Origin of the sequence: Staphylococcus microti, assembly GCF_000934465.1 — a bacterium.
GTDB lineage: Bacteria > Bacillota > Bacilli > Staphylococcales > Staphylococcaceae > Staphylococcus > Staphylococcus microti.
On record NZ_JXWY01000008.1, the window covers coordinates 1 to 12,120 of the forward strand.

Consider the following 12,120-nt stretch of genomic DNA (forward strand, 5'->3'; position numbering starts at 1 on the left):
CAAGCATGAGCACTTCAACATCAGTGAGTGAGAGCGACTCAGCAAGCATGAGCACATCGACATCAATGAGCGAAAGTGACTCAGCGTCAATGAGTACATCAACATCAATGAGTGAAAGTGCATCAGTGAGCATGAGCACATCAACATCAATGAGTGAAAGCGACTCAGCAAGCATGAGCACGTCAACATCAGTAAGCGAAAGTGACTCGGCATCAATGAGCGACTCAACATCAGTAAGTGAAAGCGACTCAGCAAGCATGAGTACGTCAACTTCAGTGAGTGAGAGTGACTCAGCGAGCATGAGTGATTCAACATCAATGAGCGAAAGTGACTCAGCGAGCATGAGCACATCAACATCAGTAAGTGAAAGCGACTCAGCGAGCATGAGTAATTCAACATCAGTGAGCGAAAGCGACTCAGCATCAATGAGCGACTCAACATCAGTAAGTGAGAGCGACTCAGCGAGCATGAGCACGTCAACATCAGTAAGTGAAAGCGACTCAGCGAGCATGAGTGATTCAACATCAATGAGCGAAAGTGATTCAGCAAGCATGAGCACGTCAACATCAGTGAGTGAAAGCGACTCAGCGAGCATGAGTAATTCAACATCAGTGAGCGAAAGTGATTCAGCATCAATGAGTACATCGACTTCAATGAGTATGAGTGACTCAGCATCAATGAGCGACTCAACATCAGTAAGTGAGAGTGACTCAGCAAGCATGAGTGATTCAACATCAATGAGTGAAAGCGACTCAGTGAGCATGAGCACGTCAACATCAGTAAGTGAAAGTGCATCAGCGAGCATGAGCACATCAACATCAATGAGTATGAGTGACTCAGCGAGCATGAGTGATTCAACATCAGTGAGCGAAAGCGACTCAGCGAGCATGAGCACATCAACATCAATGAGTATGAGTGACTCAGCGTCAATGAGCACATCAACATCAGTAAGTATGAGTGACTCAGTATCAATGAGCGAAAGCGACTCAGCAAGCATGAGTGCTTCAACTTCAATGAGTGAAAGTGCATCAGCGTCAATGAGTACTTCAACTTCAGTAAGTATGAGTGAGTCAATGTCAATGAGCACATCAACTTCAATGAGCGAAAGTGCCTCAACATCAATGAGTACATCAGCTTCAGCAAGCATGAGTACATCGACATCAATGCACACAAGTGAGTCTATGTCACAAAGTTCAGCGTCTCATAGCACATCTATGTCAGAAAATGGCAAAGAACAGCTTCCAGAAACTGGTCAATCATCAGAGAACAGTTACGGATTGATGGGTGGCGTTGCAGCATTACTTGGTGGAATGGGCTTACTTAGAAAGTCTAAAAAAGAGAAACAACAAGAACAGTCTGAGCAATAATAAATAGAACAACATGTGTTAAAGAGGCAACATACCGTACAAGTTTGAGCGCTAAAAGCAGTTCAAATATTGTGGTGCTTGCCTCTTTGGCACCATGTTTTTAAAAGAGGTTTAACGTGAAGAACAACTTATTACATCGCATATTACATCAGTACGAATACAAAATTATATATAAGCGCCTAGCATTTACATTCATCATTTTATTTATATACATATTAGGCAGTCGCATTCCGATTTTGAGTAATTCAAAAGGGTTGACTGACACACATGATTTCTATCAACTTGCGGTATCAAACGTAGGTGGAGATATTCTGACATTGAATATTTTCTCATTAGGACTTGGTCCATGGTTAACTGCGATGATCGTCCTAATGTTTCTACGTTATAGAAATCTTGAGAAGATGATGCAGATGACACGTAGGGAAAAGCATTACCAGGAGAAATTGTTGGCATTGGCATTTAGTTTGGTTCAAGGTTTTTTCGTTGTTTCTCAACATGTAGACATTGAAAAAACAAAAAGTTCAACAATCGCATTATTGTTACTCATTCTTATAGCAGGGACGATGTTACTTATTTGGCTAGCAGATCAAAATGTGCGCTATGGTATTGCAGGAGCGATGCCAATCGTATTGCTCAGCATTATACGTTCTACAGTTCGCCAACACGCAACGAATATTGACATCGACTATATTGCATTGATTTGCATGATTGTTTTAATCGTACTCGTCATGTTGATTTTGCTATGTTTGGAGCTCGTAGAATATCGCATTCCGTATCGCGACATTATGCATGTTGAAGGTGACCAGACACATTCTTTTGTAGCTTGGAAGTTAAATCCTGCGGGAAGTATTTCAATCATGATTAGTTTGTCTGTATTTATTCTATTTAATAGTTTGCTTAATTTAATCTTACATTTCGCGATTGATCGAAATAAGCAACTACATATTTTGGAGCTAGGGCATCCTGTTGGCGTGACATTTTATATCATGCTACAAGTTGTGCTGGGTTATGCGTTGTCAAGGTTGTTAATTAACACGAAACAGAAATCTAAAGACTTTTTGAAAGCAAGTCACTATTTTGATGGGGTGGCGCCGGGTGATGAAACGGCACGTTATCTCAATCACAAAGCACGGATTATTTGTTGGACAGGTTCGTTAATTGTTGGCGTGATTATCGGCGTGCCACTTTACTTGTCACTTTTAATACCGCACTTATCTCAGCAAATTTATTTCGTGATCCAGTTGATGATTATGATGTATATCAGCATTAACATTTCCGAAACGATTCGAACATATCTCTATTTCGACAAATATAAACCGTTTTTAACAAAGTATTGGTAAGGAGAATTTTATGAAATATTTCATTCCTGCTTGGTATCCTGAACAGCATTGGTGGCAAAATCGTGCGGATCAACAAGCAACAGCGTTTGATGATATGATCAGCCTTATGTCGATGCATCATCAAAATGAACAACCATTTCAATTGCTCGTATTGAACTACACACCGAATTTACGTACATTTTTACATCGTTACGAGTTGTTTGATGCTGCATACTGGTCTGTCTTTGATGAAATACAGGGCTTTACACATCAAACACCACAAGCCGTTGATTATCGACAATTGGATTGGCCAGAAGGTACGGAATTTTTGTACTTACCGTCAATGATTCGTGCACTCATGCCTGATGATATGCACGCTGATATTTACTTTAGTCAAGATGGTTATATGTCGAGAATTGCGGTGTTTCAATCAGCTGTTCAACAATATTGCTATATTATTGATGACCGTGGCTATGTGTCGCAAATTGCGTATTATGATGAACAAGGTACCACGACGAAGCAACAGTATTTGACGCAAGAGGGTGATTGGATTTTAGAAGTGCAATTGTCTGACGGGAAAGTCCGTGTGAATCCACAGTACCAGACGCACTTTGTAGAATCGTATTACCCATCTATGGAGGCAGTTATTAAGGAGTATTTAATACATTATCGCGATCAAGAGATGGCACAACCAGACGCCATTGTGATTGCGGCTGATGTTTGTCACAACGCGATGCTTGCTGATATTTTTTCAGCCAATAAACGTTGTTATTCTGTATTTCAACAGCGCCTTCAAGCATCAGATGCACAGTTTGAAACGTTGGACCGTGAAGCGAGTTGGTTAGTTGATACGTTAGAGAATGAGCAACGCTTGATCACATATCGCGCGACGAAGCAATTGTCGAATCGCCTGATGCGTATTACACCTTTCGATGCACAAATGTTGCCGAATATCAGTAGTCAGTTACATGAAACATATATCGGATTATGGGTGGATGGCTTGGAAGATACACGACTGGCTGACAGTTTAGCGCAACTCGTTGATTATATTCGTGAGGATACGTCTTTAAGAATCGTGTTGCTATCGAAACGTCATCAATATTTGTTGCCACAATGGCTGAAACAAAATGTTGCGACTATTAATGAACAGATGAACGTTTCTGAAAAAGTGTCAGAAGCAGAACGAGAGTTGATGAAAGAAGACGAGCCGATTGATTATGTTGAGATTAAAAGTGTGCCATTTGAAGTGGATATAATCGAAGCCCTTTCAACGTTACGTATCGTTATTGATCTCTCACATGAGCCGGATCTGTTTTTACAAATTAGTTGTTTGAGTGCGGGTATTCCGCAAATTAATATGCGTACGACAGATTATGTCGTGCATGAAATGAATGGACATGTTCTAGAGAATGACACGACATTACAAGAAGCATTGGACTATTATTTGATCAAGTTGAAAAACTGGAATCAATCGTATGCCTATGCGATGAAGCTAGCTAAAAAGTATGCTTCCGATAAAATTATTGTGCAATTAGACGCATTGATTGAAGGTGAAAATCATGGCGCGTAAGTTTAAAGTGTTACAAATTGGCGGTCAAGATCTGTCCGATGCTTTCCAACATAAAGCATCGACGATTTGGCATTATATGTCTGCGGAAGATGCTGTGATAGATGATCCTGCCGTTGCAGAGTCGCTAAAAGAATTAGGGGAGTTTAACTTTATCTATGTTCAAATGCCTTATTCCGACACTTTAATAAACAGATTGGCATCATTGAGTCGTCCGTATACAACGTATATAGACCAAGTATATTGGGACGATGCATATATCAATGATCCGACGATTCAACAGTATATCATGCGTCCATTTGTGTATCATGATGAAGCTGATAGAATCGATAAGTTATATGCAGTCACATTTCCAGGACAATATGGTGACAAAATCTCGCCGATTAATTGTATGTTACAACGTCCGTTTGATGGAACGTCACATTATGAAGGGAACGATGTGTTTGTCGTGTCGGGAGATTTTGGTGACGAGATGAAGCCATTATTAACATGGCGACGTTATATCGTCTATGACCAAGATAAAGTCATACAAATTTGGCCTGAATACACATTGACGGGAGATGTTGACGTAGAGTTCGTCTTTCGATTAGTACCCGTGCATCGTGCAGATACAGTTGCTGAAACATTTCTACTACGCCATGAAGGTTTAGAAAAACCTTTAGAAATTCCGAGACGTGATTATAATGCGCATGTCATTATTTCTATGCGTGCTAAAGGAAATGGTACGATTCGTGTAGGGGCTGTACATAAACGTTGGTCACGACTCGACATGGGACAGTTCATTTTAGGTGGTTCACGTTATGCAGATGATACACGCAATGAATTTATCCATTACTTTAGTCCTGGTGATATGAAACCACCGCTCAACGTCTATTTTAGCGGGTATCGTTCTGCAGAAGGCTTTGAAGGGTTCTTTATGATGAATCAGCTCAAGTCGCCTTTTATTTTAATTAGTGATCCGCGTGTTGAAGGAGGAAGCTTTTATCTTGGTTCAGAAGACTATGAGCGTGCAATTCAACAAGTGATTCAAGATGGTCTATATCGCCTTGGTTTCGAGCGAGATCAGTTAGTCTTATCGGGACTTTCGATGGGCTCATTTGGTGCTTTGTATTATGGTGCAAAATTGAATCCGGCGGCAATTATTGTAGGTAAGCCATTGATTAATATTGGAACAGTGGCAGAAAATATGGCATTAGTTCGACCAGAAGATTTTGGGACATCGCTGGATGTTTTACGTAAAAATACAGGAGCATTAAACACAGATGCGGTTCAACAACTGAACGATAAATTTTGGCATCAGTTTAAGCAAGCGAACTTTTCAAATACAACGTTTGCAATTGCTTATATGATTCACGATGACTATGACAAGCAAGCGTTCGATATGTTATTGCCAATATTAAGTCGTCAGCATGCACGTGTCATGCAAAGGGGCGTGCCAGGGCGACATAATGATGACTCGCCAACAATTACAAGTTGGTTTGTTAACTTCTACAACATGATACTAGAAAGCCAATTCGGAAGGGAGCGATAAAATGCAGAAGCAAAGTTTTACGGTACGATGGACGCAAATAACACCAGATACGTTTATGTATGGTACGCATTTAAAAATAGATCAAGATGCGACTTACTTTGAAAATGCTTTGATGCCTTCCGGTCGTGTGATTCATGTTTGGAAGATGATGACAGTGTATCATACAGATAAAATCATTCCGCAATTGCCTATATTAAAACAAGGACATACGTACCGCTTTACGTTCGATTATGATGTGGTACCTGAAGGACATGTTTATTTTAAGGTCATTTTTAAAAAGCGTAACGGTGTCGTGCTTGATCAGGCGATTATACAGCAAAAAGAAGCAGAGATTACGTATCCTGAAGCAGCATTTTCATATGAGCTACAAATGATTAACGCAGCGGCGACATCTATTTGTTTTCGTGCAATTCAAATTACAGCACAAGCTGATGATCAAGTGATGTCAGAGTTGACGATTTCAACCATTATGAATGAAGTGGCACATACATCAACAATCAATGTGGTTCTTGTAGATGAAGCAGGGCTTACGCGTGATGCATTACAAGGATTGCACAATGTGATTTTAGTAGAAAATGGACGATATGAAGATTTGAAAACAATCGCGCATTGCGTTCAACCGTTACAACAAGGCTATACGGTGAATTTCATTGGCTATACAACACATACAAATGAAATGGCATGCAGATTAGCAGAACGTTTAGGTGAAACGGCATGGGTATCAGCAGATGTTGCGTCATTTGAACAGCAACATAGCAATGTATATCAATATGGTGGAAGAATGTCATCTACATCTACACACAGTTTGATTTCCCCTATGTTTCACGTGAATCACAGATTGAAAGCGTTGGATAGGGGACGTTTAAATGGAGGCATAGACGCATGAAGCAACGCATAAATCATATAATTAATGAGGGACGACTAAAGCGACTCTCGAAGCATTTAAGACGTGTCAATGCATGGTATACGACATGTCGTCAATTAAGCGATGCGGAATTGCAAGCGAAGACAGGCGAATTTCGACAACGATTGCAACAAGGGGCGTCACTGTCAGAACTATTACCAGAGGCGTATGCGGTTGCGAGAGAGGCGAGTTGGCGTGTGCTCGGTATGTATCCGAAAGATGTGCAAGTACTCGGTGCGATTGTGATGCATGAAGGAAATATTCCAGAAATGCAAACGGGAGAAGGTAAGACGCTGACGGCAACGATGCCTCTGTACCTTCATGGATTGACGGGTAAAGGGGCTTACTTGATTACGACGAATGATTATTTGGCGCGTCGAGACTGTGAAGAGATGACGCCTTTATTTGAATGGCTTGGTTTATCGATTGCGTTAGGCTTTGTAGATGAACCGGATTATGAGTATGAGCCGGGTGAAAAAAAGGCGATTTATGCGCACGATATTATTTATACAACGAATGGGCGTCTTGGTTTTGATTATTTAATTGATCATCTTGCTGACGGTCAAGAAGGCAAGTTTTTACCGAAGCTATACTATGGTCTTATTGATGAGATAGACTCTATCGTGTTAGATGCTGCACAAACGCCACTCGTCATTTCTGGGGCGCCACGTCTTCAGTCGAACCTTTTTGACATTACGAAAAATTTTGTTGAGACGTTAGAACCTGAAACACATTTTGAAATAAAGGAAAAAGAGAAAGCGATATGGTTAACGCCAGCAGGTATTGCGGCAGCGAATGCGTATTTTGGTGTCGATAATATGTATGATGTGCCTCACTTCGATTTAGTACGCAATATTAACTTATCCTTGCGTGCACATTATCTATTTGAAGCAAACTTCGATTACTTTATTTATGATGGGGAAGTTGTGTTGATTGATCGTGTCACAGGACGTATGATGCCTGGAACGAAACTACAATCAGGTTTGCATCAGGCGATTGAAGCGAAAGAAGGCGTTGAAATTTCACAAGATATGAGTGCGATGGCGTCTATTACATTTCAAAACTTATTCCGCCAGTTTACGATGTTTGCCGGAATGTCTGGAACGAGTAAGTTAGGGGAGAAAGAATTTCTTGATTTGTATAGCAAAGTGGTTGTACAAATACCGACAGATAAGCCGATTATACGTGAAGATTACCCAGATCTTGTATTTACAGATGTAGATGCTAAAAATGAAGCAATTATCGAGCGTGTCTGTGCACTCTATGAGATGCAACGTCCGGTGTTGCTCATTACTCGAACAGCCGAAATGGCAGAGTATTTCTCAATGCAGTTTTTTGAACGTGATATACCGAACAACTTGTTGATTGCGCAAAATGTTGCGAAAGAAGCACAAATGATTGCAGAAGCTGGGCAATTGCGTGCTGTGACAGTTGCAACGAGTATGGCAGGGCGTGGAACAGATATTAAACTTGCCGATGGTGTTAAAGAATTAGGTGGACTTGCTGTCATTGTAAGTGAGCATATGGAAAATAGTCGTGTCGATCGTCAATTACGTGGGCGTGCCGGCCGTCAAGGAGATCCCGGCAGTTCACAAATCTATATTTCACTTGAAGACTACGTTGTACAGCGCTGGGGCAAGAGCAAATTGTTAGATAAAGTACAGCTCGAACGCATTAGCAGTCAAGGCTTGCATGAGAGTCGACTCTTTCAACAACGTGTGAAACATATTGTGACACGTGCACAACGTGTGTCTGAAGAGCAAGGGATTGCAATTCGTGAAATGGCGAATGAATATGAGAAAAGTTTGAGTGCACAACGTGACATCATTTATGCAGAACGTGATCGTGTGCTGGAACAATGGGACATAGATAAAATGGCACTGCGTCAGCTTGCACGTGAAGTCTTTCAACGTGCCTATCACACACAGTCACTGAACACAGAAGCAAAAGTGCGTGATTATATTTATCAGCACATTAGTTTTCAATTTAAAGGACATTTTGATGAGATCGACTTGAATGATGAACGTTCAGTTGTCGAACAGCTCGTATCGTTGTTTGAACAGCGTTTGATCGCACAACAACAATTCATTAATGAGCCGTACATGTACATGCGTTTTATTCAAAAAGCAATACTTAAAGCGATTGATAGCAATTGGATTCAACAAGTCGACCGCTTGCAACAATTGCGTGGTAGTATCAACAATCGTCAAAATGGTCAGCGTAACGCTATTTTTGAATATCACCGCGTTGCTTTAGCATCTTTTGAGTCAATGCGTGACGCCGTAAAGGTGGATATTGTTAATAATTTATGCCAAAGCGTACCGTCATTTGATAAGCGCGGCGATTTGGTCGTACATTTTCCAAACTAGAGAGGTGACATGAAACGTGACAATTTATAGTATTAACTTTGGTATCGGCTGGGCGAGTAGTGGTGTCGAGTATGCACAGATTTATCGTGCGAAGTTGCTCAGAGGGCTGGATGTCTCTAAAAAATTCGTGTTTTTAGAATTTATTAGCAATGAAAATATCCAAACATTAACAGAAAACATTGGTTTCCGTGATAATGAGGTGCTATGGCTGTATCAATATTTTACCGATATTCCGATTGCACCAACATCTTATACGGTGGCTGATATTATGAATGATATTGCAGAACCAGTTGTACGTGAAACGCATGAAAATAAGATTAAGCGCCTTTACTTAGAAGGTGAAGGGAACTTTATTACATGCTATTTAAAAGATGCAGATAAAGATATTGTCGACCGTGCGGAATTTGTGATTAATGGGATGCTTGTACGCAAAGATTATTATAGCTACGTGCGTACATTTTCTGAGTATTATGCACCGAGTGATGGCGTTGCAAAAGTATATATGCGTCAGTTTTATAATGAAAATGGCACAGTTGCTTATACGGAATATATTGATGGAGAGACTAATTTGTATGCTTTCCCTGATCGCAAATTTTACAATCGAGAAGCTTTTGTGGCGTATTTTATCGAATGTCTTGAACTGACATCGGAAGATATCCTTATACTCGATCGTGCGACAGACGTTGGACAAGCGATTATACAAAATGCAGGGGATAGCAAAATTGGTGTGGTCGTACATGCAGAGCATTTTAGTGTTCATGCGACAGATGATGATCATGTTTTATGGAATAACTACTACGAATATCAATTTAGTCAACATGACGCTATTGATTTTTATATTACTGCGACAGACTTGCAAAATGAGATTTTAACAGCACAATTTGAGCATTATCTAGGCGTGAAACCGCGCGTCGTGACGATCCCTGTCGGCAGTGTGCACGAACTCAAATATCCAGATAAAAAGAGACGTCCGTACTCAATGATCAGCGCTTCACGATTGGCGAGTGAAAAGCATATCGACTGGTTAGTACGTGCTGCAATTATTGCAAAACAATCCGTGCCTGAGCTTCAATTTGATATTTATGGCGAAGGTGGCCAAAAAGGCATGCTGCAATCTATTATTGATGAACATCAAGCACACGACTTTATTCATTTAAAAGGACACGTCAAGCTTGATGATGTTTATGCAAACTATAAATTGTTCGTTTCTGCATCAACAAGTGAAGGTTTTGGTCTGACACTGTTAGAAGCAGTTGGCTCTGGCCTTGGCATGATTGGTTTTGATGTAAATTATGGAAATCCGACTTTTATTCGACATGAAAAGAATGGCTATCTCATTCCTATTAATGTTAAAGAAACAGCGACAGATGAGATCGTATCACAATATGCACAGCACATCATTCGATTTTTCAATGATGGACCGAAGCAACCACATCGCACGTCATATCATCTTGCACGTCCATATTTAACACCAGAAGTGCAACAAAAATGGCAAGACTTGATTTGGGAGGTAACACATGATTAATCTATTTGAGCGTTTTGATAACCAAGCACGAACGTTGTATGACACGTTGCAACTCGCAGGTCATGCGCATCAAACAATTGTTTTGGAAGATGATGGTTTCTTACCGGAGCAAATCATGACACCTTATCAGTTTTTTGCAAACTATCAACTGACAGGCGATGAAAAGCCACGCTATTTCAATCAAGTAGAAGTCCCACGCTATTGGGAAATTAAAGGGAATAGTAGTGAAGCAACAGTTAAAGATTTGGGCGTAGAACGTGCGAAGATTCACTATCATCACGGAAGTAAGCCGCGTATTGTAAGCGATGTCGAATGGTTAGATACACAAGGTCGTGTGCAGTATGTCGATCATTACACACAACACGGTGTGAACTTTGCGCAGACAGTTTATAATACGAGAGGTCAAAAACTCTTCCGTCGATATATCGATCAGCAAGGGCTTGAAGTGATATATGAGAATTTTATAGCCAAGTCTATCATTGTCCATTGGCAAGGTAAGGCCCATCATTTCAGCAATAAAGTGCAGTTTATTCATTTCTTCTTTAAAGCGATGGCATTGGATACAAGTGCATTTGTTATTAATTCATTAGGCTTGCCGTTTTCTGCGGTTTATCGTTTAAATACGCCAGGAAATTGTGTGCTATTTTGGCAAGAACAAAGTGGCGGACATGTCCCGGGAAATATGACGTTTATGTTGCAAGGCAATCATGCGAGACGTTTTCAAGTGGTCGTGCCAGATGCGCATGAATATCAAATGTTGACTGCACGTATGACAAAATCTGAGCGACGTTATGTGTTTGAATCAGGTTATATTTATAATTACAAACGTCAAAATATGTACACAGCAAATGTTGTGACGATGACGAATTCAGATCAGTTACCGCATTTAGAGCATATCGTTCAAGCATGTCCGAATGCGATGTTCCATATTGGGGCTGTTACAGAGATGTCAGATAAGCTGATGGCAATGGAGCGTTATGCCAATGTGAAGCTATTCCCAGCCATTGAGATTGAAACAGTGCACAAACTTTATCAATCATGTGACATCTATTTAGATATTAATGAAGGTGGCGAAATTATTAACGCCGTGCGTACCGCTTTTGACCATGATTTACTCATCTTAGGTTATCAGCAAAACGCACATAATATTGTCTACACAGCACCTGAAAACTTATTTGATAAGGTACAAGGGCCAGAACAATTAATTACAGCTATGAAAGATGTGCAGTTGAAAAAACGTTACTTTAAAGTTCGCTTATCTTATCAGAAAAAACATGTACATGAAATCGACGCCAAAGATTTCAATCGTGTTATGACAAGAGTATCTAAGTAAAATATGAGTCGAGTAGGAGAAAAGTCATTAGTTGACTATTCGTCTTTCCCCTCCACCAAACGTAGACTGTCTAACAAATAAAATGTAAGAGGAAATCAGAAAAGTTTCTTCTTACATTTTTGCTGTGCGCCCGGCATGGGTAATAACTTGACGGTGAAAGTCCGTTACAGGCTTGGTAGTAGGAACTGTTAGCGAAAGACAAGGG

Annotated in this window: 9 protein-coding genes; 8 read left to right on the forward strand and 1 reads right to left on the reverse strand. The window is 40.4% G+C overall.

All coding sequences use genetic code 11. The features are described from left to right. On the reverse strand, positions 1–1,147 hold a 1,147-nt coding region (locus TP70_RS12840), incomplete at its 3' end, for a hypothetical protein (RefSeq protein WP_044358846.1). Between TP70_RS12840 and TP70_RS12845 the strand changes: the two genes are divergently transcribed. The 8 genes from TP70_RS12845 (at position 1,146) to gtfB (ending at position 11,915) form a co-directional block, all read left to right on the forward strand. Next, a complete protein-coding gene (locus TP70_RS12845) occupies positions 1,146–1,367 on the forward strand; it encodes an LPXTG cell wall anchor domain-containing protein (protein ID WP_052502854.1) in 222 nt (73 codons plus the stop codon). The genes TP70_RS12840 and TP70_RS12845 overlap by 2 nt on opposite strands. Positions 1,368–1,483: 116 nt before the next feature. Next, positions 1,484–2,707, forward strand: coding sequence for an accessory Sec system protein translocase subunit SecY2 (secY2, locus tag TP70_RS01525; protein ID WP_044358838.1), 1,224 nt, complete (start codon positions 1,484–1,486; stop codon positions 2,705–2,707). A 10-nt stretch (positions 2,708–2,717) separates the two neighbouring features. Next, positions 2,718–4,256, forward strand: a complete 1,539-nt coding sequence (gene asp1 / locus TP70_RS01530; RefSeq protein WP_044358839.1) for an accessory Sec system protein Asp1 — start codon at positions 2,718–2,720, stop codon at positions 4,254–4,256. Further along, positions 4,246–5,784 (forward strand): accessory Sec system protein Asp2, encoded by a 1,539-nt coding sequence (asp2, locus tag TP70_RS01535; RefSeq protein ID WP_044358840.1) that lies wholly within the window; start codon positions 4,246–4,248, stop codon positions 5,782–5,784. Before asp1 ends, asp2 begins: the two co-directional genes overlap by 11 nt. Position 5,785: 1 nt before the next feature. Next, positions 5,786–6,670: an accessory Sec system protein Asp3 gene (gene asp3, locus TP70_RS11740; RefSeq protein WP_052502855.1), complete on the forward strand. Its 885-nt coding sequence runs from the start codon at positions 5,786–5,788 to the stop codon at positions 6,668–6,670. Continuing rightward, positions 6,667–9,057 carry an accessory Sec system translocase SecA2 gene (secA2, locus tag TP70_RS01545; RefSeq protein WP_044358841.1) on the forward strand — a complete coding sequence of 797 codons (2,391 nt, stop codon included), beginning with the start codon at positions 6,667–6,669 and terminating at the stop codon, positions 9,055–9,057. The genes asp3 and secA2 overlap by 4 nt, the downstream gene beginning before the upstream one ends. 16 nt (positions 9,058–9,073) lie before the next feature. After that, positions 9,074–10,582: an accessory Sec system glycosyltransferase GtfA gene (gene gtfA, locus TP70_RS01550; RefSeq protein WP_044358843.1), complete on the forward strand. Its 1,509-nt coding sequence runs from the start codon at positions 9,074–9,076 to the stop codon at positions 10,580–10,582. Beyond that, positions 10,575–11,915, forward strand: coding sequence for an accessory Sec system glycosylation chaperone GtfB (gtfB, locus tag TP70_RS01555; RefSeq protein WP_044358845.1), 1,341 nt, complete (start codon positions 10,575–10,577; stop codon positions 11,913–11,915). The genes gtfA and gtfB overlap by 8 nt, the downstream gene beginning before the upstream one ends. Positions 11,916–12,120 lie beyond the last annotated feature (205 nt).